This window comes from Streptomyces sp. NPDC056296 (genome assembly GCF_042268605.1).
GTDB lineage: Bacteria > Actinomycetota > Actinomycetes > Streptomycetales > Streptomycetaceae > Streptomyces.
Window position 1 is genome coordinate 31,635 of record NZ_JBHJRX010000005.1, and the last position, 21,931, is coordinate 53,565.

Genomic DNA, 21,931 nt, shown 5'->3' on the forward strand with positions numbered 1-21,931 from the left:
CGAGCATTTCGGCATGCCCGACAAGCGGCGCATGCCGACGACAACGCTGCCGAACTGGCGATGCTTCGTGAACGAGGACTCGCCAGAGTTCGAACTGTTCAGCGAGGCGCAGTGGCGGGCAATGGCCGATCCGGAGAGGGATGAGTACGACGAGGCACGCGTCGACTACCACTCCGAGCTGGTCATCGTGGAGACCCCGGCCATCCGGGAGATCTTGCACCAGGGACGTCTGCTGACGTTGGTGAACCGGCGGGAGATCAGTGCCCGCCGTGGTCTGATCGTCTCCGGTCCCTGGGCGACGGGGAAGTCCACCGCGATCAAGCAGCTCGGCCGAGCCCATGAACTGCGAGTACGGCGGCGATATCCCGACCATGACCGCATCCCGGTCGTCTATGTCTCGGCCCCGCCGAACGGCTCCCCGCGCAAGCTGGCCACGCGCTTCGCGCACTTCCTCGGGCTGCCCCTCAAATCCCGTCACAACGAGATGGACATCGCCGACGCGGTCTGCGAGATCCTCACCGAAGCCCGCTGTGATCTGGTCCTGGTCGACGAGATCCACAACATCCAGATGGGCACGTCCAGCGGCAAGGACATGTCCGACCATCTCAAGTACTTCGCCGAGCACATTCCAGCGACGTTCGTCTACGCCGGCATCAACGTCGAGCGGGAGGGGTTGTTCACCGGCGTTCGCGGCAAACAGATTGCCGCCCGTTGCGTCATGCAGCACACCGCGAACTTCCCCTACGGCAGCGAATGGCGCTCCATGATCGCCACGATGGAGCACGCCCTGCGGCTGCACCGCCACGAGGTCGGCACTCTGGCCCGCCAGGCAAAGTATCTCCACACCCGCACCGGCGGCAGCATCAGCAGCCTGTCCCATCTGATCCGCGCCGCCGCGATCAGCGCGATGCCGACGGCAGCGAACAGATCACCCGCCGCCTGCTGCACACCATCACGGTCGACCACAACACCCAGTCCGACAGCCCCCGCCCGCCGAGGGAAACCGAGGACGACATCGGGGACGCAGCGTGAGCGCTTCCCTCTCGTCGCGTCGGCTCCAGGCCCTGCCCCGCACCGTCGCCCCACTGCACCGCGAATCATGGGATTCCTGCATGAAGCGGCTTGCCAGGGCGAACCGGCTCCCGTTCACGCTCTTGCACGAACACCTCGACGACCCTGCTCGCATCCAGCCGGAGCCTTTGCCCTTGCTGGACGCGATCTGTGATCTGTCAGGACAGCCCCGTGACCGGCTTCTTCGCGCGCTTCCCGATCTGTGGCCATCCGGGCCCGACGACAGCGAGCCCGTCGCCAGCGTGCGGTTGGCGCGAAGTGGCTGGAAGCTCCATCCCGCATGCAGCCGCTGCCTGATGGGGAAGGGCATCACAGAAGTGCTCCCCAGGTCTTGGCACTGGGCCCCGGTCAGCACCCGGCTCTGCATGCGGCACGCTCAGTGGACAGACGACCGGGCCACGCAATTCGCTCTCCACACGGTTCCGGAAGTCGTCCAGGCCCAGCGTCGCCATCATCGCCTGAGCCGTCGACACGGGTGGGGCCCGGTCGTCCTCGCCATGCGCGCGGCCACCACCATGGTGAGCGGCTGGTGGGAGTACGACGCTCTCGTGGATTCTCGGCACAAGCGGATGTCTGCGTTGCGCGGCCCCGGCTGGCGGGCCTATGACAACGATTCGATGATCATTGCCAGCGTCTATCCCGAAACGGTTGCCCTGGCCGGCCTGCTGGCCGCACCCGGCCTGAGAGACCTGGCGTTCACTGGCCACCCGGCAGACATGCGGCGCTTCATCGACGAGGTCCGGGTACGTGTCCTGCCCGGGTACCAGTACGACTACGACGATCACAAAGACCCGCTGGTGGGCTGGATCGAACAGGAACGCCGCCGGCGCACGCTTCCCGATCCGATGACCGCGAGCCTGTGACTGTCATCCCCGCTTTCACCGGAAAGCGCCTCGTCCTCGCGCGGCACCGCCGCCGGATGACGCTGGCAGATCTCGCTCGCGCATCGAAACTGACGACGCACAGCCTCACTCATTTCGAAAACCGCCTGAAGTACCCGTCACCCCAGTCGCTGGACCGGCTGGCTGGCGCTCTGGACGTCACCCCTGAGTTCCTTCTAGCCCCACCGCCCCAACCGATCCTGCCGGAAGCGATGAGCCTGCGAAGCCCGACCAGACTGACCGCGCCCAAACGCAACAGCGCCGTTGCTGTCGCCGAACTCACCGTAGCCTTCGTCGCGTGGATCGAAACACACCTGTGGCTGCCATGCCCCAACCTGCCCTTATGGCCGCAGCTCGACGCCGAGCACGCCGCCGAGGCCCTACGGGCCCACTGGCAGATGGGCGACGCCCCCAGCGGTGAGCTGACGCCGCTCCTCGAAGTAAACGGCATCCGCATCTTTGCTCTCCCGATCGACTGCGGAGATGTTGGAGCGTTCTCCACACGCCAGTCCGGGACACCATTCATCTTTCTCCCGCCCCATCTGGACGGCGAACAGGCGCGGCAGCATCTCGCGCACGAACTCGGGCAACTCGTCCTTGGCCACAGTCGGCCAGGCCAACGGGACTCGCGCACCGCGGCCGACCAGTTCGCCTCTGCGTTCCTCATGCCCCGCACTGCCGTCGTCGCCGCGATGCTCCGCACAGCCACCCCCGAACGCCTGACAGCAGCAGCCAGCGCCTGGGGCGTTCCCACATCCGCCGTTCAACACCGCCTTCATGACCTGGAACTCCTGCCTGAGTGGACCCACAGATCGAACATCCAGAGACTCGGGGACGAAACGCCCCCTGACCACCAGCCCCGAGCCAACTCCGTTGCACGCAGCCACCTGCTGCCCAAAGCCGTGGCTTACCTCCGAGCCCGCGGGCTTCCCGTCGACTCCGTCGCGGAGCTGACCGCCCTTCACGCCGACGACACTCCACACTGGGCGACGACGATCAGCCCAGCACCTCCTGCTCCCGCCGACGAGTAGGAGCACCGAGAGGGCACCCTGGCCCAGGGGCCGGGCGGCGAACGACGTCGCCCGGGCCACCGAACGTTCCGGGCGGCGCGTGAGCGGCGCATCGTGTCATCACACGTAGCCGTCCCGCTCGCCGTCGCGGGTGCTACGCGCCAGCCTGCGGGGTCATCGACTCGGGGTGGAAGCACTCGGGGCGGTTGCGCTTGGTGTACATGGCCCAGTAGTCCTGTACGAGGTCGTCGGAGTCGGCGACGGGGAACTGCGGTCCGTCGGCCGGCAGGGCGGACTGGACTCACCTGGGCAGTCATCAGTCTCATGACCCGCCGACTCAACCGCAGCACAGCACGTTGGGCCGAGCAGCGCTCGGCCCAACGGAATCAGCTTGCACACGGCACCTGACCTGAACGAGCCGTCAGCAGGCTGACGGCGAGCCGTTCAGAGCTGCTGCCGAGCGGTCGGTGCCGCTCGCTCAGTGCATGACGATGGAGAACCAGGAGTCAGCGGGCTGGCCATTGGCGTTGTGGGTCAGCTCCTTGGCCGAGTGGTTGCTCTTGTCACAGCCGCTTCGCCAGGTGTAGCTGACGATCAGGGCCGACTGGAGCGAGGAGACGCTGGGGATGACCTTCGCCGGGTCAAACTCGGTGTTGGTGAAGGTCACGCAGTACTCGCCGGGACCGAGACGCTTGACGTTGTCGATGCCCTTGGCGTTCCGCAGCTCGCCTGCACTGGGGACTGTCGCGCCAGTGGCCCACGGCATCGCGACGGCCTCCGAAGGCGAGCCGGATGCCCGCGAGCGCACGTTGACCGTCATGTTCGACGGGCTGCGCCCCGCCTGACCGCCTCGCGCAGATCTCGAAGCCAACTCCCGACCCGCGGGTCCGTCCCGCATGCCTTGAGGGAACGTGGAGCTGCGGCGCAGGACGTGCTCTTCCGGCGTGGATAGAAGAGCACAGGGGGCAAGCCACGTTGCAGCGAACTGCGCTTCAAGCTGAGTATCCATACACTTATCCTGCCCGCAAGCAGCACTGACAATGTTTGTGCGGTGCACTGATTTGACTCTGGATCGAATATATATTCACATAGGAGAGGAGAAGGTCTCGGGAGCGTTCGACTCCCGGGCAGCAAGAAAGCGGTTCTCACATATGGCGCGTGTAAAGTACATCGACCCTGACGGCGCTTCTGGCCCCGTGGGTGCGGCCCTGCGGCAGATGCCTCGTTCGAACGTCCTGAGCCTCCTGGCCCAGGCGCCCACCGCCTTCGTTCCGTGGGTGCGGTACGGGGGCGTCCTGCTCAACGACCTCGTCCTCGACCCAGGGCTGCGTGAGCTGGCCATCCTTCAGGTGGGCAGGCTCGCCCAGCGCTACGAGTGGGAGCAGCACCTCCCGTTCGCGCGGGCCGCAGGAGTCGCTGAACAGCAGATCGCCGCGCTGGAGCGGGGTGAGACCGACCACCCGGTGTTTGACCCCGTCCAGCGCGCGGTCCTTGGATTTGTCGCCGATCTCACGCTGCGTGACGGCCAGGTCGGTGAGGCCGACTACGCGGCCCTGGCGGCTCTGCTGCCGGAGCGCCAGATCGTCGAACTGGCCCTGGTGACCGCCCATTACGTCGGCGTCGCGCGGCTGATGACGGCTCTGCGGATCGACTCGGACCAGGTGCCGATGGGCCCGGAGGCGGTCGGCCGCGGCCTGGACGGGCTGGAGGACGCCGCGGCGTCCTGATGTGTTCGGCCTCTCTTCCGTGTCCGGGGACGGAAGTCACAGAAGCGTACGCATCATCGTCCGCCACCCCGAGGCGGTGAGAAAGAAGAACCAACGCATGTCCATAACCGCGTCGAAGGACGCTTCCACTGTCGCGATCGTGACCGGCGCCGCCGGCGGGATCGGCGGCGACATCTGCCGTCGCCTCATCGACGAGGGCCGTACCGTCGCCCTGCTCGACATGGCGCTTGGCGTCCACGACACCCGCGAGGAGCTGGGCGGGCACTTCGCGGCCCAGCTCGACATCAGCCAGCCGGACGCCGTCCGGAGCACGATGGCGGAGATCGTCGCCGAACTCGGATCCGTGGGTGTCGTCGTGAACTGCGCCGGTACCGGCCACCGCGAATCGTTCGAGGACATCACCGCCGAGCAGTTCATGACCGACGTCAGGACGAACCTGCTGGGCACCTTTCTGATGAGCCAGGCCGCAGTCTTTCCCTACATGAAGGACGCCGGCTGGGGACGGCTGATCAGCATCGGTTCGGTCTCCGGCAAGCGCGGCGGGATCGGCCCGGTGCACGAGGACGGCTCCGGCGGTCGTTCCGGCGTGGCCTACGCCGCCTCCAAGGCCGGTCTCATCAACATGGCCCGATGGATGGCGCGCGAAGTGGGCAAGTACGGCGTCACCAGCAACGTGATCACTCCCGGAGTGATAGCCACGGCGCGGACCGAAGGCGTGACCTACGACTTCTCGGAGATCCCGCTCGGCCGGATCGGCCGCGGCGAGGACGTCGCCGCGGCGGTCTCCTTCCTGGCGGGCCCGGATTCCGCCTACGTCAACGGTGTCGTCATCGATGTCGATGGCGGCCTCACCCGCGCCTGACCAACCCGTTTCCGACAAGGAGAGACAGCTCATGTCGTTCGCGTCGTCCTCAGCAGGACAGGCCCGCATCTGGTGGGAGAGCGCCGGGGACGGAACCCCCGTCCTCCTCATCAACGGCCTCAGTTCTCCCTCGGCGGTCTGGTTCCGCCTGGTGCCCATGCTCGCGGGCCGGCACCGGGTCCTGTCGTTCGACAACCTCGGTACCGGCCGCACCTGCTTCGAGGGGGATTCCTTCTCGATGGAGATGATGGCCGAGGCCGCCGCCGACGTCCTGGGCGCCGTCGGGGCCCCCCGGGCTCACGTCCTGGGCATGTCCATGGGAGGACTCATCGCCCAGCAGCTCGCCCTCACGCACCCCGGACTCGTCTCCAGTCTGACCCTGGTCTCCACCCATGCCGGATCACCTCACATGGCCCAGGACCAGAGCAGTCTCGAAGCGATCAGCCGGGCGCAGGGGATGTCTCCCGAGCAGCGCACCAGCTACCTTTCCGACCTGACCTACGCCTGTGCGGGCCAGGCGGAGCGCGAGGCCGACCTCGCCGTCCGGGCCCAGTACCCCACCTCCGAGGAGGGCTACGGCAAGCAGCTCGCCGCGACGATGGGCTGGGAACGCCTCGATGACCTTCGTGGGCTCACCTGTCCCGCACTGGTCCTGCACGGGGCGCGGGACCAGCTCGTGTCCGTGGGTAACGCGCGTCAACTGGCCGAGTACATCCCCGGGGCCCGGCTGACCGTCCTGGAGGACTGCGGACACCAGGTCTTCAGCGACCAGCCCGTGATCGGCGCGCAGGCTCTCCTCGACTTCTTCGCCGACGTGGACGCCGCCGCGTAACCATCACCCGCGCACAGGCTCCCCGGCGGTACTCGCGCCGGGGAGCCTGCGCTCGTTGTCTCACACCACCGCAGACGATCCCAGGGCGGCCTTCGCGATGTGGAGGAGCGCCGGCTCCGCATGAGGCAGCCGGCGCAGGTCAGGAGTGCGCGCCGCATGATTGATGATCATGATGGCCATGTTCACGCGCACCCGGGCCGCCGCCTCCTCCTGCTGGGATCCGTCGGGGCTCAGCAGGGCCGACCATTCGCGCAGGTAGTCGTGCTGGGCCTGGCGGAAGCGCTCGCGGTCCTGCGCGGCGAGGTGGCCGAGGTCACCGATGAGCACCGAGGCCATGCCGTGTTCGACGGCCAGGACCAGGTAGGAGCGCAGCAGCCCGTCCACGGCCTCCTCTGTGCTGCCGGCATGGGCGAAGACGCGGGTCACTTCCGCCCACAGCCATTCGTTGCCGCGGTTGAGTACCGCTGCCAGCAGTTCCTGCTTGCCGGAGAAGTAGTTGTAGACGCTGGGGCCGGCGATGCCGGCCGCTTCTCCGATCTCCTCGATGGTGAGGGAGGCGACCCCGCGTTCGGCGATCAGCCGGGCAGCCGCCCCGACGATGCCCTCGCGCCGGGACCGCATCACCAAGCGCCCGCTGCCACTGCTCCCCTCCACGGGGGCCGGGGGGCCTGCGTGCATCTCTGGAAGAGAAGCGTGCGCCACGCGCCGGAAGGCTTCGTAGAGCAGCTTGGTGAAGCGGCGCGGTGGCAGCTGGATGCGGTGGAAGGAGACACTCGCCAGACCCGCCAGAATGCAGGCCGCCAGCAGCTCGGCCTGCTCCTCCTCCAGACCGGGACGCTCCCGGCACAGCCCGGTGCGCAGCAGCCCGGCCACCTCGGCGTACTCCTCACGCAGCTCGCCGCGTACGTCCGCCGGAGCGTGGCGGGCCTCGCGCAACCACAGAACGCCTGCGGCCCTGCTGTCGAGGGCCGCCGCGGCCAATGCTCGCAGTATCCCGTCGAAGTCGGCGGGATGATCGAGTGCCGCGCGGACCGGTGCGATGCTCTGCCTGGCCGCGGCAGCGAACAGCGCGTCCTTGCCGCCGAAGTGGCGGTACAGCGCCGATGGCTGGACGTTGACGGCCCGGGCGATGTCGGCCATCGAGACCCCGGTGTAGCCGACCTCGGAGAACAGACGGATGCCCGCTTCGACGATCAGGGCACGCCGGTGCGCCGGCCGCGTCCCGACGGGCGGCACCGTGTTCATTTCCTGCGTACCCACGTCAGCTCTCCAAGGAATCGGTCGACAAGTGAACGACGCTTCGTCTTCAGAGCGCAATTGTAGGAGGCGCATGTCGGCCCTCTCCGGTGCCGGGATCGGCCGGCCAGGGCTCAGCGGCTCTCGCTCGCGCTCCAGGCGACGTGGTGATGTCCTGCCGCAGGGGAGCTGCGGGGTGTGCCGGCCGGGGTCCTGCTGAAGCGCGGGGCGGGTGCAGGTTGGAGCACACCGTCGATCTCCAGCCAGTTTCGGCGGGCGGTGTTGTGCGGATCAGCGGCCGCTTCGTCGGCGGTCAGGACGGGGCTGACGCACGCGTCGCTGTCCTTGAAGACGTCTTCCCAGTCGTCGCGGGTTCTGCGCCCGATGAGCCGCGCGAAGAGGGCGTGCTGCTCGGCGGGGGCAGGGAGGTCGTCGGGATCGAGCCCGAGCCCGCGCAGGAACTGCTGGAAGAACTGGGGTTCGAGTGCCCCGACGGCTATGTGGCGGCCGTCGGCGCACTCGTACACGGTGTAGTTCGCGGCACTGCCGTCGAGCTGATTGTGGCCTCGCTCATGCCACTGTCCGGAGCCTCGGAGGCCGCTGAGCATGGCGAGCATGCTCACGGTCCCGTCGACGATGGCGGCGTCCACGACCTGGCCCTGCCCCGAGGCGCGTGTTTCGTGGACTGCGGCGAGTATGCCCAGGGCCAGGAGCATTCCGCCGGCGCCGAAATCGCCGAGCAGGTTGAGGGGCGCGACAGGCGGGCGGTCCGGCGGGCCGAAGGCGGCGAGCGCGCCGGACCGGGCGATGTAGTTGAGGTCGTGTCCGGCCGTGCGGGCGAGCGGACCGTCCTGCCCCCACCCGGTCATCCGGGCGTAGACCAGGCGCGGGTTGCGTCGCAGGCATGGCTCGGGGCCGATGCCGAGACGATCAGTGACGCCCGGTCGGAAGCCTTCGACCAAGACGTCGGCGCCCGCGACCAGGTCCATGACCGTGGTCACGCCTTCCGGGGTCTTCAGGTCGACCGCGGTTCGCCGGCGGTTGCGGAAGAGCACGGTGTGGGCGGCAGCGTGCAGGTGATCGGCAGCGGCAGGGCGTTCGACGAGGATCACGTCGGCGCCGAGGTCGGCCAGCATCATGCAGCCGTACGGTGCCGGGCCGATTCCGGCGATCTCGACGACGCGGAGGCCGGCCAGCGGCCCCCCGCTCATCGTGTGCCGCCCTGGGCGTTGTCAGAGATGGCGGAGCGCAGTTTGTACTTCAGGAGCTTGCCGGAGGGGTTGCGGGGAACGGTGCCGAGGATCAGGACGTGCGGCACCTTGTACGAGGCGAGCCGTTCCCGGCAGAAGCCGCGGACGTCCTCAAGGGTCAGGTCGGCCCCCTCGCGTGGGGTGACCACGGCGACGATGCTCTCCCCGTAGTCCGGGTGGGGGCGTCCGATGACGGCGCAGTCGGTGATGTCGGGGTGGGCGGCGAGGGCGTTCTCCACCTCCACCGAGTAGACGTTGCGGCCGCCGGTGATGATGAGGTCCTTCAGCCGGTCGACCAGGGTGACGAAGCCGTCGCCGTCGACCCGGGCGAGGTCCCCGGTGTGCAGCCACCCGTCGCGCAGCGCTTCCGCGGTCTCGGCGGGCTTGTTCCAGTAGCCCTTCATGACGGTCTCGCCGCGTAGGACCAGCTCACCGACCTCGCCCGGCAGGGTGTCCTGTCCGTGCAGGGAGACCACCCGCGACTCGGTGAGCGGCAGCGGCTGGCGTCCGCTGGCGTCGGGGCGTGAGCGGACCTGTTCACCGGTCAGGTAGATGCCGCCCGGTCCGCCTTCGGTCTGGCCGCACAGTTGCATGAACTCCACGTGCGGCAGCAGCTCGGTGAGTTGTTCCACCGTGCTCGCGGGCATGGGGGCGGCGCCGAACAGACCGGTGCGCCAGGCGGACAGGTCGCGGTCGCCGATGTCGGGCCGGCGCAGCAGGAACTGGAACATCGTGGGGACGCCGAAGTACATCGTGACGCGTTCGGCCTCCAGCGTGGCCAGGACGGTGGCGGCGTCGAATCCGGGCAGGACGATGTGCTTGGCGCCGATCAGTGTCCCGGGGATGAGCATGATGCACAGCTGCGCCCCGTGGCACAGCGGGGCGCTGTGCAGGAGCCGGTCGCCGATCCGCATGTTGCAGGTGGCGATGATGTTCACCGCGGTCCACATCACCCGATGGTGGTCGAACAGGGCGCCCTTGGGCCTGCCGGTGGTGCCGGAGGTGTAGAGGATGAGCGCGTCGTCCGCCTCGGTCACATGGTCCTCGGCCAGGTGTGCGGCACTGCCGGCGGTGAGCGCCAGCAGGTCTTGCTGGCCGTCGCTCTCGCCCAGTGACAGCAGGTGCGCCAGGGTCGGCGGGAGGCCGGCCGTCCGCGCCTTGTTCACGGTGGGGGCGACCGCCGGGTCGAACACGAGCGTGGTGGCCCCGGAGTCGGTGAGCAGGTACTCCAGCTCGGGGGGCGCGGCCGAGGGGACGACGGGGACGAAGATGACGCCGAGCCGGACCGCCGCGTAGAAGGTGATGACGAAGTGGTCGGAATTCGGCGCCATCAGAGCGAGGCGGTCGCCCTTGGCCAGGCCGAGGCCGGCGAGTGCCGCGGCGGCCTTGTCGACGGCGGCGTCGAGTTCGGCGTAGGTGTAGGTGCGGTCGTCGAAGGCGAGGGCCGGGGCGTCGGGGGTCCGACGGGCGCTGGCTCTCAGCGTGCTGCCGATGGTGGGCATCGGTGCTCTCCTTGGTGTGCGGGTGGGAGGACGCCCGAGAATTGGTGGGGGCCGGAATTCAGCCGAGGTCGAGGGATTTGCCGATGATCTCTTTCATGATTTCGGTGGCGCCGCCGTAGATGCGGGAGACGCGGCTGTCGGCCCAGATCCGGGCGATGGGGTACTCGGGTATGTAGCCGTATCCGCCGTGTAGTTGGACGCATGCGTCGACGAGGCGTCCTTGCAGTTCGGTGCACCACCACTTGGCCTTGGCCGCGTCCTGGGGCAGTAGCTGTCCGGCGTTGAGTTCGAGCACGCAGCGGTCCAGGTACTGCTGGGCGATGTCGACCTCGGTGACCAGTTCGGCGAGCTTGTGCCGGATGGTCTGCTGGGCGCCGAGGGGCTTGCCGAACGCACGCCGTTCGCGCACGTAAGTGAGGGTTGTCTCCAACGCGGTCGTGGCCTGGGCGAGGCCGGCCACCGCGATCGAGATCCGCTCCTGGGCCAGGTTGCGGGTGAGACCGGCGAATCCCTCGCCCTCGACGCCCAGGAGGTTGGCCACCGGTACCGGGGCGTCGGTGAAGGAGAGTTCCGCGGTGTCCTGGGCGTGCATGCCGACCTTGTCGAGGTTCCGGCCACGCGCGAAGCCGGGGGTCCCGCGTTCGACGACGACCAGGCTCAGACCCCGGTGGGGGTGGTCGCCGGTACGGACGGCGGCGATCACCAGGTCGGCGTTGACGCCGTTGGTGATGAACGTCTTCGCACCGTCGAGGACGTAATGTGCGGCATCGCCGTCACCGCGGCGCACCGCTCTGGTGCGGATGCCGGAGAGGTCCGATCCGGTGCCCGGTTCGGTCATCGCGATCGCGGTGATCAGCTCGCCGGAGGCGATGCCCGGCAGCCAGCGCCGCTTCTGCTCGTCGTCGGCGAGTTCGAGGAAGTACGGCAGGCAGATGTCCGCCTGCAGGGACGGGCCGAGGATGGCGGGTGCGATGCCCGCCCTGGCGGCCTCTTCCTGCAGGATGACGTTGTACCGGAAGTCACGTATACCCGAGCCGCCGTACGCCTCCGGCACCGCGAAGCCGAGTGCGCCGAGTTCGCCGAGCTTGGTGAACAGCTCCTGCGGCACGATCCCGGCGGCTTCCCAGGCGGGGTAGTGCGGTACGGCCTCTTTGGCGAGGAAGGCCCGCACGCTCTCCCGGTAGAGGACGTGCTCGGGGTCGAAAAGTGTCCGCTTCACCGCGACCTCACATGTTGAATCCGCCGCCGCAGACCAGGGTCTGGCCGCTGACGTAGTCCGACTCGGGTGTGCAGAACAGATAGACCGCGCCGGCCGCCTCAGCCGGCGTTCCGGCGCGGCCCAGCGGGATCGTCCGCTCCATCGCGGACAGCAGGTCCGTGTTGACTCCGACCTTGATCCTGTTGCCCTGGATGTCGATCGCCGCGTCGGCGCCGGCCGGCGCCTCGGTGAGCCGGGTCCTGATGAGGCCGAACGCGACGGTGTTGACCGTGACGTTGTAGCGGCCCCACTCCTTGGCCAGGGTCCGGGTGAGTCCGGTGACCCCAGCCTTCGCGGCGGCGTAGTTGGCCTGCCCGGGGTTCCCGCCGAGCCCGGCCAGGGAAGAGATGTTGACCACCTTGCGGCAGGGCGCCCCACCGTTTGCGGCCTCCTGCTTCGCGCGAGCGCTGATTACCGGTTGCGCGGCCCGCAGGATGCGGAACGGCGCCTTGAGATGGACGTCGAGGATCGCGTCCCACTGCTCGTCGGTCATCTTCTGGATGACCGAGTCCCAGGTGTAGCCGGCGTTGTTCACGATGATGTCGAGTCCGCCGAAGTTGTCCACGGCTGTCTGCACGAAGCGTTCGCCGAAGTCGGCGTCGGTGACGCTCCCGACGCAGGCGACGGCGGTGCCGCCGGTGGCCTCGATGGCGGAGACGGTCTCCTTGGCCGGTACGGCGTCGAGATCGTTCACCACGACCCGGGCGCCCTGCGCGGCAAGTTTGAGTGCGATCTCGCGCCCGATGCCCCGGCCCGAGCCGGAGACGACGGCGACCTTCCCGTCGAGTGTTCCCATGTCAGTGGTGCTCCGTTCCTCGGTGTTCGGTATCCGACGGGTCGCCGGCCGTGAGGGCTACGCCGGCGTCGCCGGTCAGGGTTGTGGTGCCGTCGGGCAGCGTGACTGTGACCGCCAGCGTCAGGTGTCGTTCGTTCGCGACGTGCTCGACGGCTGTGACCTGCGCGCGGCACACGGGCCGCGCGTGGACCGGGGTGACGGCCAGGAAACGCACCCGAAGCGAGCGGACGTGCTCCTGCGGTACCCACCCCGTCAGCAGCCGCCCGAGGTAGGCCATCGAGAGCATGCCGTGGGCGAACACGTCGTCGACACCTGCCGACCGTGCGACGTCCGTGTCGATGTGGATCGGGTTGTGATCACCGGAGGCGCCGGCGAACAGGGCCAGCGTGGCCCGAGAGATCGCCGGGACTTCGAGCGGTGGGAGTTCGGTGCCGACCGCGGCGGTCATGGTCGAGATGTCCACGGACGCGTTCACGGCGTGACCTCCGGGTTCTGGACGACCAGGACACTGCGCAGATCGGCGATCCGCTCGCCGTCCCCGCGCGTCACGGCCGTGTCCTTGACGAGGAATTCCAGCGCGCCGCCCTTCTTCTGGTACGTGTCGGTGATCGTCGACCGGGCGACCAGCGTGTCCCCCGCGTAGCCGAGCGCGTGATAGGTGAACGACTGCTCGCCGTGCAGCACCTGGCGCAGATCCACGCCCAGGTCCGTGAGGTAGGCGAACGGGTCGCTCTGTTCCAGCTCTATCGCGAACAGGAATGTGGGCGGTACGGGCAGATCCCGGTGTCCCTGGGCGCGGGCCGTCCTGACGTCGGTGTAGACGGGGTCGCTCTCGCCGATGGACTGGGCGAAGAACCGTAGCCGTCCGCGTTCGACGTCCATGCTCACCGGTGGCAGGCCGGTCCCGACCGCCGCGGAGGGGATGGTCATACTCGGTCCACTTTCTGGTAGAGGGTGACGACCGCCGCGCCGCCGAGGCCGATGTTGTGCTGGAGTGCGAGGTCGACGTCGTCGACCTGCCGGGCGCCTGCCTGGCCGCGCAGCTGCCACACCAGTTCGGCGCACTGCGCCAGGCCCGTGGCGCCCAGCGGATGGCCCTTGGACAGCAGCCCGCCGGACGGGTTGGTCACGACCTGGCCGCCATAGGTGTTGTCGCCTTCGACGACGAACTTCTCCGCGGTGCCCTCCGGCGTCAGCTCCAGTGCCTCGTAGCTGAGCAGTTCGTTCGTGGTGAAGCAGTCGTGCAGCTCCACGACCCTGATGTCGCGCGGGTCGGTGCCGGACCGCTCGTACACCTGCCGGGCCGCAGCCTGGGACAGGTCGTAGCCCACCAGCTTGATCATGTCCTGCTCGTCGAAGGTCGACGGCGTGTCGGTGGTCATTGCCTGGGCAGCGATGGCCACCGAGGCGTCCAGGCCGCGGGACCTGGCGAACTCCTCACTGACGATCAGTGCGGCGGCCGCGCCACAGGTGGGCGGGCAGCACTGCAACCGGGTCAGAGGACCGTAGATCTGCGGGGAGGCGAGCACCTCCTCGACGGTGACCGGGTCCCTGAAGACTGCGAACGGGTTGTTCGCCGCGTGCCCACGGGCCTTCACCGCGATCCTGGCGAGCGTGTCGGGCGCCAGACCGTACTTCCGCGCGTACGCGTCTCCGGCGCCGCCGAAGTACCTCGCGGCGAACGGCGCGTCGCTCTCGCCGACCGCGGCCTGCGCCACCTCGTCGAAGCGGGTGAACGGCGAGGGCCGGTCCGCCCAGAGCATGTCCAGCGCTCCGCGCCGCATCTGCTCGAACCCCAGGGCCAGGACGCAGTCGGCGGCTCCGCTCTCCACCGCCTGCCGGGCCAGCCACAACGCGGACGAGCCGGTCGAACAGTTGTTGTTCACGTTCACGATCGGGATGCCGGTCTCACCGACCCGATACAGAACAGCCTGACCGGATGTCGAGTCCCCGTACACATAGCCCGCGACCGCCTGCTGGACGTCCCGGTACTCGACGCCCGCATCTGCCAGCGCTGCCCGGACTGCTTCCTCTCCCAATTCCCCGTAAGGCTTTGCCCTACCAGGTGTGGCGAACGGGGCCATGCCGACCCCTGCCACCCGTGCCTTGCCAGCCATGCCCACTCCTTCGTCGGCGACATCAAAAACGCTACCCTCAACCGAATCAGATTCCTAGTGTTAATTCACATAGCGTTGGTAGCGTGGGCGACTGAAGGTTCAGGACACGGGTGCTGGGCCCCTGCGCGGGGCCTGCGCTCGTCCGGATGCGAAGAGAGGTCATCACCCATGCGGATCGAAGGACACGTAGCCCTGATCACCGGCGGCGCCTCGGGCCTCGGCCTGGCCACCGCCCGTCTGCTGCACACTCAAGGCGCGGCAGTGGTCCTGTTCGACCTTCCCGGCTCAGCCGGCGAGGAGACGGCAGCCCGTCTAGGGGAAGACGCGGCCTTCGTCCCTGGCGACGTCACCAGCGAGGAGAACGTCACCGCCGCGCTCGACGAGGCCCAGCGACTGGGCCGTCTGGCCATCACCGTGAACTGCGCCGGCATCGGCAACGCCGTCAAGACCGTCGGCAAGCACGGGCCGTTCCCGCTGGCAGAGTTCTCACGTGTGGTCAATGTGAACCTCGTCGGCACCTTCAACGTCGTCCGGCTCGCCGCCGCACGCATGGTCAGCAACGACCTCGTCGACGAGGAGCGGGGCGTTATCGTCAACACCGCCTCCGTCGCAGCCTTCGACGGCCAGATCGGACAGGCCGCCTACGCGGCTTCGAAAAGCGGCGTCGCCGGCATGACCCTCCCCGTGGCACGCGACCTGGCCGACCAAGCGGTCCGAGTGATGACGATCGCGCCTGGACTCTTCGAGACCCCCCTGCTGGCCTCCCTGCCCGAGAAAGCGCGGCAGTCCCTGGGGCGCCAGGTGCCGCACCCCTCGCGCCTGGGGCGTCCGGCCGAGTACGCCGCGCTGGTCGCGCAGATCGTCACCAACCCGATGCTCAACGGGGAGACCATTCGCCTCGACGGTGCCGTCCGCATGGCCCCACGCTAGCCTGGGGGCAGATAGTTCCGGTGGAATCTTGGGTCGATCCGCAAGACGAGCGCGGAGCCCCGAGGCCGGTACAGCGCGGAATGACTGCCGCACGGGTGCTGGGGCTGACCGACCTCACACCCGGAGTGCCCTCCCAGCATCACCGCCACCAGATGCAAACGAGCCCTCGGACCGGGACGGCTCTGTATCCGGTGCTGCCCACCGGCAACGAAAACTGGGACAACCGTTCTCGAAGCGATGCCGGAGGCAATGCCTCCTGGGATTCCGCAAGACATCACGGACACCGCAACTTGCCTACCTCCTGGTCACCGAGGCGCTCGGCGGGAACGTGCAAAGGGACGGGACAGTCCGGCCTGAACCGGGCGATCCTCGCCCAGGGCTGGAGCTTGCTCCGGCAGCGCACCGAGCACAAAGCCCCCGGCCGGGTCGAGGACGTACCCGCCCCCTACACCAGTCTGCGCTGCAGCGCCTGCGGATGGATCGACAAGAACTCGCGCAAGAGCCAAGCCGAGTTCGTCTGCTCCTCCTGCGGCTTCACCTGCAACGCGGACACCAACGCGGCAGTCAACGTCGCGGCAGGACAGGGCGGGATTCCTCGCCCCCGGCGAACAGCCGGTGCCGGAGGGACGACACCGCCCACACAGCGGTCGAGCGTCCGTGAACCTCAGCCCGTACGGGCTGGAATCCCTCTCTTTTAGGAGGGGGAGGATGCCAAAACAACATCTTCTGGCCCGCCGCCGCGCCTCGATGCGGCCTCGGCCTCGTACAGCGGGCTGTTCAAGTCGTTCTTCGACGCGCTGAGCGTCACCGACGCCGACGCCCTCGCCGGGAAGCCGGTGCTGATCGGCGCGACCGGCGGCACGGTCCGGCACTCGCTGGTGCTGGACCACGCCCTGCGTCCGCTGTTCGCCTACCTCAAGGCCGTCGTCGTCCCGACCGGCGTCTACGCCGCCTCGGAGGACTGGGGCGCCGAAGGGCTGGACGGGCGGATCGAGCGGGCGGCGGGGGAGCTGGCCGCGCTGATGGCCGGGGTGTCCGGCGGGCTGCCGGGCGAACTGTCTGAGGCCCGGGAACCGGCCGGGAAGCCGGCGGGTGACGCCTTCGAGGTCGTGCCCTTCGAGGAGCGGCTCGCCGCGCTGCGGCCCGCGGGGTGAGATCTCGGTAAGAAGCCCGGCCGTCCGGTCGCCGGGCCCCTGGCCTTGGCAGACTGGACGCGTGCCCCGGACTGTTCTGCTCGCCGAAGACGACCGCGCGATCCGGCACGCCCTGGAGCGCGCCCTCACCCTGGAGGGGTACCGGGTCACCGCGGTCGCCGACGGCACCGAGGCGCTGGCGCGGGCCCACAGCGGCCGGCCGGACGTGCTGGTGCTGGACGTGATGATGCCGGGCATCGACGGCCTCCAGGTCTGCCGGAAGCTGCGCGCCGAGGGCGACCCCACGCCGATCCTGATGCTGACGGCGCTGGTGGAGACCGCCGACCGCATCGCGGGCCTGGACGCGGGCGCCGACGACTACGTCGTGAAGCCCTTCGACGTCGAGGAGGTCTTCGCCCGCCTCCGCGCCCTGCTCCGCCGCACCGGCCGTGAGGAGGCGGGCACCCCGGACAACGCATCCGCATCCGCATCCGCATCCGCACCCGCACCCGCCTCCGCCACGGCCGACGTGCCGGAGGAGCCGGACGCCGCCCGCTGCCTGGAGGCGGCCGGGCTGCGCATGGACCCGCTGGCCCGCCGTGCCTGGCGGGGCGGGCGCGAGCTGGAGCTGACCCGCACCGAGTTCGAGCTGCTGGAGCTGCTGGTCCGCAACGTCGGCATCGTGCTCGACCACTCCACCATCTACGACCGTATCTGGGGCTACGACTTCGGTCCCGGCTCCAAGAACCTCGCCGTCTACGTCGGCTACCTGCGCCGCAAGCTCGACCAGCCGGGTGCGCCGCAGCTGATCCAGACCGTGCGCGGCGTGGGTTACGTGCTGCGGGAGGACTGAGTGGGCCCCTCGCCGCTCGGGCGCCGGCCCCGGCTGCTGTCGCTGCGGACGACGTTCGCGGTGTCGTTCGCCACGGTCACCGCCGTGGTCACGGTCCTCGTCGGCGTGCTGTCGTACAGCGGCGCGGCCCGGCTGGTGCGGGTGGACCAGGAATCCGTCTTCGCACAGGTCGTGCAGGATCTGCGGGCCGAGGTGCGCCGGCAGCGGTTGTCGCCCGACGACTTCTCCTCCTCCGCGCCCGGCCACGACATCGTGCGCCCGGCCCGTACGGACGTGCAGGTGCTCGGGCCGGACGGCAAGGTGTCCGACCCGGCCGGTCCGCCGCTGCCGGTCACCGACGCCGACCGGCGGACCGCGCACGCCGACGTGGCCGGGCGGACCGTCCAGCACGAGGACGTCGGGGTCGGGCGCGACGTCTTCCGGGTCGCGACCGTGTCGCTGGGCGGTGGCCGGGGCGCGGTGCAGGTGGCGCAGGAGTTCAGCGACACCGAGGATCTGCTGCGGGCGCTGCAGCGGCGGACGCTGCTGCTGATGGCCGCGGTGGTGACGGCCGCCGGGCTGTTCGGCTGGTGGCTGGCGCGGCGCATCACCCGGCGGCTGGTGCTCCTGACCTCCGCCGCCGAGGACGTGGCCCGCACCCGTCGGCTGGGCGTCCAGGTGCCGGTCAGCGGGCCCGACGAGGTGGGCCGCCTCGGCCGCGCCATCGACCTGATGCTGGTCCGCCTCGCCCAGTCGGAGGAGGACCAGCGGCGCCTGGTCCAGGACGCGGGGCACGAGCTGCGGACGCCGCTCACCTCGCTGCGGACCAACATCTCGCTGCTGCGCCGGATCGACGAGCTGCCGTCCGGTGCTCGCGAGGAACTGGTCGCGGACCTGGGCCAGGAGGCCCGCGAGCTGACCGATTTGGTCAACGAACTGGTCGAGCTGGCGGCCGGACAGTCCGCCGGGGAGCCCCCGCAGCGGGTCGACCTGGCGCGGGTCGCGCGCGACGTGGCGAGCCTGGCCCGGCGCCGCACCGGACGGGAGATCGGCGTGAGCGTCCGCGGCGAGACGGTGACGGAAGGCCGGCCCGCCATGCTGACCCGTGCGCTGTCCAACCTGGTCGAGAACGCCGCGAAGTTCGACCCGGGCGGCACCGGACCCATCGAGGTCGCCGTCGCCGGGCCCGCCTTGGAGGGCCCGATCCGCGTCGAGGTCCGCGACCGTGGTCCGGGCATCGCCGCCGACGACCTGACCCGGGTCTTCGACCGCTTCTTCCGCACCGCCGGCGCCCGTTCGCGGCCCGGTTCCGGCCTCGGCCTGTCCATCGTGCGGGAGGTGGCGCTGGCGCACGGGGGAGCGACGTTCGCGTTCCGGCGGGACGGGGGCGGGTCGGTGGTCGGGTTCACGGTGGGCGGAGGGGGCGCGGAGGACGGGGACGACGGGCGTGCGTGAGGGGGAGGGACCTACCTGAGGGTGACGGGTGTACGTGAGGGCGGGGCGTGCGCGACGGTGGGACCTACCTGAGGGTGATGGGCGTGCGTGAGGGGGAGGGGCTTCAGCTGTGGGTGACGGGCGTACGTGACCTCCCGCCGGCCCCGTGACGGGACCGGAAGCCGTCCGGAAGCGGTTCGGCAGCGGTGTGCGGCTGGCACCGGAAGCGAGGCCGCTGATGCCCTGGGGGCATGACGACGTCACCAGCGGGCCTGCGCGCCTCCGTCGCCGCGGCCTGCGCTGCCGGTGCCACTGCCGGCACCGTTGCCGACACCGCTGCCGGTGCCGGTGCCGCTGCCGCTCGCGGTGCCTACGCCGGTGCCGTCGTGCCGCGAGGTGCGCAGGAACGTGCCGAGCGCGGACAGGTCGGTCCGCTCCAGGTCCGCCGGCCGGATCACGATGCGCAGTTCCGGCGCGGTCGTCGGCTCCCGGCGGCAGTGGGCGGTGAAGCTCTCCACGATCATGAGCAGCAGCTGGGTGCGGTCGAGTTCCACGACCCGGGCCAGTCCGGAGCCGATCAGCGGGATCGCGACCGGCTTGTACATGCCGTACCGGGCGACGGCCGGCCAGAGGGCGTCCAGGCTCGCCCGGAGTTCGGCCGGCGCGGAGCGGGCGACGAGGTCGTTGCCGAGCCGGGAGTAGGCCACGGCGAAGACCCGGCGGCCGTCCACCGTCAGGGGGACGGCGGTGCCGAGCGGGTAGCGGACGCGCCGGCCGCGGGGCTTGTCCTGGGGCCGTTCCGTGCGCAGCGGGGTGAACGCCTTCAGCCCGGCCTGGAGCCGGTCGTCGAGCAGCTTGCGCTCGCCGCCGAACAGCCGCTCCACCAGCTGCCCCTGCACGCTCTCCCGGCTGATCACCAGGTCCCGTTCGGTGGCGGTGTCGAAGGTGTCGGTGAACCCGACGACCAGATTGGCGTCCTCCTGGTCGAACAGGTCGCCGCGCACCACCACGAGGTCCCCGGCGCCGGGGAACGGCTGCCGCAGCAGTTCCTGCCCGTGCCGCTCCCGCAGCCGGGCCCGCAGGGAGCCGAGCAGCTCGGCGACGTCGCGGTCGTCCGGCCGCTCCATGGCCATCCGTTCGGCGACCGGGAGGGCGAGGTCGTGCCGGCCGAGGTCCATGCGGCTGCGGATCAGCTGGCGGCGGGCCGTCTCGCGCAGCGCGGTGAGCCGGCGGAGCAGTGGCAGCGCGAACTCCTCGTCGCCCACTTCGGCCAGCGGGCGGCCGCGTACGAGGTCGAGCGCCGCCGCGAGCCGGTCGGCGGCCGACGCGGGGGGCGCGAGCAGCCCGGAGTGGACCAGGTCGGTGAACTCCGCGCAGTCCAGCTCGTCGGGCGCGAGCACCAGCCGGTACGCGGTCTCGGGCGCCGGGGCGGCCAGCAACTGCTCGGTGCGCAGCACCCGGGCGCCGTCACCGTTCTGGGCGGGGTCGAGGGCGCGGCGCAGTTCGAGGACGCGCTTCTGCACGTCGTTGCGGTGGCGCCCGGTCCGGTGCGGCTGTTCACCCGCGACCGCCCACACGTCCCGGTGCAGCCGGCGTACCGGTACGGGCTCGCCCTCCGCCGCCACCAGGCGGACCAGCAGCCGTGTGGTCAGCGGGGTCAACCGGACGGGCGCGCCGTCGACTTCGAGTTCTGCCGGTCCCAGGACGCTCACACGGATGCGCGCCATACAAGTGGTCTCCACTCGCTTCACTCTCTCCCGCCGAGCGGTGGCGGGGGAGGTTTCGGCAGCGTATCAATTGTCCGTTTGGGGGAGTTGTGGATTCGGTCGGTTCACGTGGGGCCGGTCCGGTCGTACGTCGTCCGTCGCGGCGGAGCGGTCGGCTGAGCCCCGGGGGGCGGCGGGGCAGGGGTGGCCGTCGCGGACTGTTCGGCGGGGAGCGGACCCGGCGGGTGTTCGCCGGCAGTGTGATGGCGGCCTTCGGCGGGGTGTCGGCGGTCGTCCAGTTCGTCGGGCAGGTGTGGCCCGCGGCCATCCCCGCCCCGGCTCCGGTGATGGCGGCGTCGGCGCTGCTGTGCCTGGCCTGGGGTGTGCTGCGCAGCCGGCCGACGGTTGCGGTGCGCCAGGAGTTCCGGCGGCCGCAGATGGCGGTGACGGTCGGACCCGGCGATCTCTTCGACGAGTCCGCCCACCTTGTCGTCGGGTTCTGCGACACGTTCGACACCGACGTCCGCGACGGCGTCGTCATCAGTGGCGCCAGCGTGCAGGGGCAACTGCTGGAGCGCCGGTACGACGGTGACGCGCGGCGGCTGGACGACGAGCTGGACGCGGCCCTGCGCACGGCCGTGCCGGTCGCCCGGGAGTCCCGGGAGGACAAGCCGTACGGCAAGCTCGGCCGTTACCAGGTCGGCACGGTGGCGGTGCTCGGCAGCCGGCCGCGGCTGGTCTTCGGGGTCGCCTACAGCCGGCTCGGCAACGACTGCGTGGCGCGGTCCAGCACGGAGGAACTGTGGCTCAGCCTCAGCCGCGTGTGGGACGCCGTCTACCGGCACGGTCAGCTGGACTGCGTGGCCGTGCCGCTGATCGGCTCGGGGCTGTCCCGGCTGCACGGGCTCGACGAGGAGAGCCTGCTGCGCCTGATCCTGCTCTCCTTCATCACCCACTCCCGGGAACGGGTGATCTGCCGCGAGCTGCGGGTCGTACTGCGCCCCGCTGAGCTGGAACGGATCGATCTGGCGGAGGTCGCGGCGTTCCTCGGGGTGCTGGCGGCGGCGGATTCCGGGGGTGCGGGGTAGGAGCGGGGGCTGCCTGGGGGAGCCGGGCCCCTGCCAGGGGCGTCGGGCCTTTGGGTGGGGCAGCGGTCCTTGGGTGGGGCGTCGGGCCTTTGGGTGGGGCAGCGGTCCTTGGGTGGGGCGTCGGGTCCTTGGGTGGGGCAGCGGTCCCTGGGCGGGACAGCGGTCCCTGGGCGGAGCATCGGACCCCTCGGTGGGACGCCGGCCCCCCGGGACGCGTTCCGCGGTGGCGGGACGCGCTCCGGGGGGCCGGTTGCGCCGGTCCCCCG

The 21,931-nt window shown here is 70.1% G+C and carries 21 protein-coding genes and 1 pseudogene; 12 read left to right on the top strand and 10 right to left on the bottom strand.

All coding sequences use genetic code 11. From position 1 onward, the window contains the following. The first annotated feature begins 13 nt into the window (after positions 1-13). The 3 genes from ACFCZF_RS05070 to ACFCZF_RS05080 are packed head-to-tail and all read left to right on the top strand — an operon-like array spanning position 14 to position 2,983. Positions 14-1,225, top strand: coding sequence for a TniB family NTP-binding protein (locus ACFCZF_RS05070; RefSeq protein ID WP_376670469.1), 1,212 nt, complete (start codon positions 14-16; stop codon positions 1,223-1,225). Then, positions 1,206-1,934, top strand: a complete 729-nt coding sequence (locus ACFCZF_RS05075; RefSeq protein ID WP_376670470.1) for a hypothetical protein — start codon at positions 1,206-1,208, stop codon at positions 1,932-1,934. The genes ACFCZF_RS05070 and ACFCZF_RS05075 overlap by 20 nt, the downstream gene beginning before the upstream one ends. Next, positions 1,931-2,983 carry an ImmA/IrrE family metallo-endopeptidase gene (locus ACFCZF_RS05080; RefSeq protein ID WP_376670471.1) on the top strand — a complete coding sequence of 351 codons (1,053 nt, stop codon included), beginning with the start codon at positions 1,931-1,933 and terminating at the stop codon, positions 2,981-2,983. The genes ACFCZF_RS05075 and ACFCZF_RS05080 overlap by 4 nt, the downstream gene beginning before the upstream one ends. A 457-nt stretch (positions 2,984-3,440) precedes the next feature. On the opposite strand, the gene ACFCZF_RS05085 is transcribed toward ACFCZF_RS05080, so the two are convergent. Continuing rightward, positions 3,441-3,782: a hypothetical protein gene (locus ACFCZF_RS05085; protein ID WP_376670472.1), complete on the bottom strand. Its 342-nt coding sequence runs from the start codon at positions 3,780-3,782 to the stop codon at positions 3,441-3,443. A 397-nt stretch (positions 3,783-4,179) separates the two neighbouring features. Here ACFCZF_RS05085 and ACFCZF_RS05090 point away from each other — a divergent pair, with 397 nt between their 5' ends. The 3 genes from ACFCZF_RS05090 (at position 4,180) to ACFCZF_RS05100 (ending at position 6,383) form a co-directional block, all read left to right on the top strand. Further along, positions 4,180-4,689, top strand: coding sequence for a carboxymuconolactone decarboxylase family protein (locus ACFCZF_RS05090; protein ID WP_376670473.1), 510 nt, complete (start codon positions 4,180-4,182; stop codon positions 4,687-4,689). A 97-nt stretch (positions 4,690-4,786) separates the two neighbouring features. Continuing rightward, the gene (locus ACFCZF_RS05095; RefSeq protein WP_376670474.1) at positions 4,787-5,551 is read left to right on the top strand and encodes an SDR family NAD(P)-dependent oxidoreductase; all 765 of its coding nucleotides are present in this window, start codon (positions 4,787-4,789) and stop codon (positions 5,549-5,551) included. A 31-nt stretch (positions 5,552-5,582) separates the two neighbouring features. After that, positions 5,583-6,383: an alpha/beta fold hydrolase gene (locus ACFCZF_RS05100; RefSeq protein WP_376670475.1), complete on the top strand. Its 801-nt coding sequence runs from the start codon at positions 5,583-5,585 to the stop codon at positions 6,381-6,383. Between the two features lie 60 nt (positions 6,384-6,443). Here the strand turns inward: ACFCZF_RS05100 and ACFCZF_RS05105 are convergent, their stop codons facing one another. The 8 genes from ACFCZF_RS05105 to ACFCZF_RS05140 form a co-directional block, all read right to left on the bottom strand. Then, positions 6,444-7,643 (bottom strand): TetR/AcrR family transcriptional regulator, encoded by a 1,200-nt coding sequence (locus ACFCZF_RS05105; protein ID WP_376670476.1) that lies wholly within the window; start codon positions 7,641-7,643, stop codon positions 6,444-6,446. 110 nt (positions 7,644-7,753) lie between these two features. Next, positions 7,754-8,830, bottom strand: a complete 1,077-nt coding sequence (locus ACFCZF_RS05110; RefSeq protein ID WP_376670477.1) for a CaiB/BaiF CoA transferase family protein — start codon at positions 8,828-8,830, stop codon at positions 7,754-7,756. After that, positions 8,827-10,371 (bottom strand): class I adenylate-forming enzyme family protein, encoded by a 1,545-nt coding sequence (locus tag ACFCZF_RS05115; protein WP_376670478.1) that lies wholly within the window; start codon positions 10,369-10,371, stop codon positions 8,827-8,829. The genes ACFCZF_RS05110 and ACFCZF_RS05115 overlap by 4 nt, the downstream gene beginning before the upstream one ends. A 58-nt stretch (positions 10,372-10,429) precedes the next feature. Continuing rightward, positions 10,430-11,590 carry an acyl-CoA dehydrogenase family protein gene (locus ACFCZF_RS05120; RefSeq protein ID WP_376670479.1) on the bottom strand — a complete coding sequence of 387 codons (1,161 nt, stop codon included), beginning with the start codon at positions 11,588-11,590 and terminating at the stop codon, positions 10,430-10,432. A 7-nt stretch (positions 11,591-11,597) separates the two neighbouring features. Then, on the bottom strand, positions 11,598-12,425 hold the full coding sequence (locus ACFCZF_RS05125; RefSeq protein WP_376670480.1) for an SDR family NAD(P)-dependent oxidoreductase: 828 nt from the start codon (positions 12,423-12,425) through the stop codon (positions 11,598-11,600). A gap of 1 nt (position 12,426) precedes the next feature. After that, positions 12,427-12,900: a MaoC/PaaZ C-terminal domain-containing protein gene (locus ACFCZF_RS05130; protein ID WP_376670481.1), complete on the bottom strand. Its 474-nt coding sequence runs from the start codon at positions 12,898-12,900 to the stop codon at positions 12,427-12,429. Then, complete coding sequence (locus tag ACFCZF_RS05135) at positions 12,897-13,355, bottom strand: MaoC family dehydratase N-terminal domain-containing protein (RefSeq protein ID WP_376670482.1); 459 nt, start codon at positions 13,353-13,355, stop codon at positions 12,897-12,899. The genes ACFCZF_RS05130 and ACFCZF_RS05135 overlap by 4 nt, the downstream gene beginning before the upstream one ends. Next, positions 13,352-14,542 (bottom strand): lipid-transfer protein, encoded by a 1,191-nt coding sequence (locus ACFCZF_RS05140; RefSeq protein WP_376670483.1) that lies wholly within the window; start codon positions 14,540-14,542, stop codon positions 13,352-13,354. The genes ACFCZF_RS05135 and ACFCZF_RS05140 overlap by 4 nt, the downstream gene beginning before the upstream one ends. 168 nt (positions 14,543-14,710) lie before the next feature. Between ACFCZF_RS05140 and ACFCZF_RS05145 the strand changes: the two genes are divergently transcribed. The 5 genes and pseudogenes from ACFCZF_RS05145 (at position 14,711) to ACFCZF_RS05165 (ending at position 18,892) form a co-directional block, all read left to right on the top strand. Then, positions 14,711-15,472 (top strand): 3-hydroxyacyl-CoA dehydrogenase, encoded by a 762-nt coding sequence (locus ACFCZF_RS05145; RefSeq protein ID WP_376670484.1) that lies wholly within the window; start codon positions 14,711-14,713, stop codon positions 15,470-15,472. Between the two features lie 152 nt (positions 15,473-15,624). Beyond that, the gene (locus ACFCZF_RS05150) at positions 15,625-16,170 is read left to right on the top strand and encodes a zinc ribbon domain-containing protein (protein WP_376670592.1); all 546 of its coding nucleotides are present in this window, start codon (positions 15,625-15,627) and stop codon (positions 16,168-16,170) included. 57 nt (positions 16,171-16,227) lie between these two features. Continuing rightward, positions 16,228-16,626: pseudogene (locus ACFCZF_RS05155) on the top strand (NAD(P)H-dependent oxidoreductase); the annotation flags it as partial. 61 nt (positions 16,627-16,687) lie between these two features. After that, entirely contained in the window at positions 16,688-17,458 is a 771-nt protein-coding gene (locus ACFCZF_RS05160) for a response regulator transcription factor (protein WP_376670485.1), read from the top strand. Then, complete coding sequence (locus ACFCZF_RS05165; RefSeq protein ID WP_376670486.1) at positions 17,459-18,892, top strand: ATP-binding protein; 1,434 nt, start codon at positions 17,459-17,461, stop codon at positions 18,890-18,892. Between the two features lie 239 nt (positions 18,893-19,131). Here ACFCZF_RS05165 and ACFCZF_RS05170 read toward each other — a convergent pair whose 3' ends face one another. After that, entirely contained in the window at positions 19,132-20,598 is a 1,467-nt protein-coding gene (locus ACFCZF_RS05170; protein ID WP_376670487.1) for a macro domain-containing protein, read from the bottom strand. A gap of 224 nt (positions 20,599-20,822) precedes the next feature. Between ACFCZF_RS05170 and ACFCZF_RS05175 the strand changes: the two genes are divergently transcribed. Beyond that, positions 20,823-21,665: a macro domain-containing protein gene (locus ACFCZF_RS05175; RefSeq protein ID WP_376670488.1), complete on the top strand. Its 843-nt coding sequence runs from the start codon at positions 20,823-20,825 to the stop codon at positions 21,663-21,665. The last annotated feature ends 266 nt before the right edge of the window (positions 21,666-21,931 follow it).

What these genes read in the sequence shown, in the direction of transcription:
- ACFCZF_RS05070 (WP_376670469.1), top strand. Translation starts at nt 14, where the DNA reads ATGCCCGACAAGCGGCGCATGCCGACGACAACGCTGCCGAACTGGCGA.
- ACFCZF_RS05085 (WP_376670472.1), bottom strand. Translation starts at nt 3,782, where the DNA reads ATGACGGTCAACGTGCGCTCGCGGGCATCCGGCTCGCCTTCGGAGGCC.
- ACFCZF_RS05090 (WP_376670473.1), top strand. Translation starts at nt 4,180, where the DNA reads ATGCCTCGTTCGAACGTCCTGAGCCTCCTGGCCCAGGCGCCCACCGCC.
- ACFCZF_RS05095 (WP_376670474.1), top strand. Translation starts at nt 4,787, where the DNA reads ATGTCCATAACCGCGTCGAAGGACGCTTCCACTGTCGCGATCGTGACC.
- ACFCZF_RS05100 (WP_376670475.1), top strand. Translation starts at nt 5,583, where the DNA reads ATGTCGTTCGCGTCGTCCTCAGCAGGACAGGCCCGCATCTGGTGGGAG.
- ACFCZF_RS05110 (WP_376670477.1), bottom strand. Translation starts at nt 8,830, where the DNA reads ATGAGCGGGGGGCCGCTGGCCGGCCTCCGCGTCGTCGAGATCGCCGGA.
- ACFCZF_RS05115 (WP_376670478.1), bottom strand. Translation starts at nt 10,371, where the DNA reads ATGCCCACCATCGGCAGCACGCTGAGAGCCAGCGCCCGTCGGACCCCC.
- ACFCZF_RS05125 (WP_376670480.1), bottom strand. Translation starts at nt 12,425, where the DNA reads ATGGGAACACTCGACGGGAAGGTCGCCGTCGTCTCCGGCTCGGGCCGG.
- ACFCZF_RS05135 (WP_376670482.1), bottom strand. Translation starts at nt 13,355, where the DNA reads ATGACCATCCCCTCCGCGGCGGTCGGGACCGGCCTGCCACCGGTGAGC.
- ACFCZF_RS05140 (WP_376670483.1), bottom strand. Translation starts at nt 14,542, where the DNA reads ATGGCTGGCAAGGCACGGGTGGCAGGGGTCGGCATGGCCCCGTTCGCC.
- ACFCZF_RS05145 (WP_376670484.1), top strand. Translation starts at nt 14,711, where the DNA reads ATGCGGATCGAAGGACACGTAGCCCTGATCACCGGCGGCGCCTCGGGC.
- ACFCZF_RS05150 (WP_376670592.1), top strand. Translation starts at nt 15,625, where the DNA reads ATGCAAACGAGCCCTCGGACCGGGACGGCTCTGTATCCGGTGCTGCCC.
- ACFCZF_RS05170 (WP_376670487.1), bottom strand. Translation starts at nt 20,598, where the DNA reads ATGGCGCGCATCCGTGTGAGCGTCCTGGGACCGGCAGAACTCGAAGTC.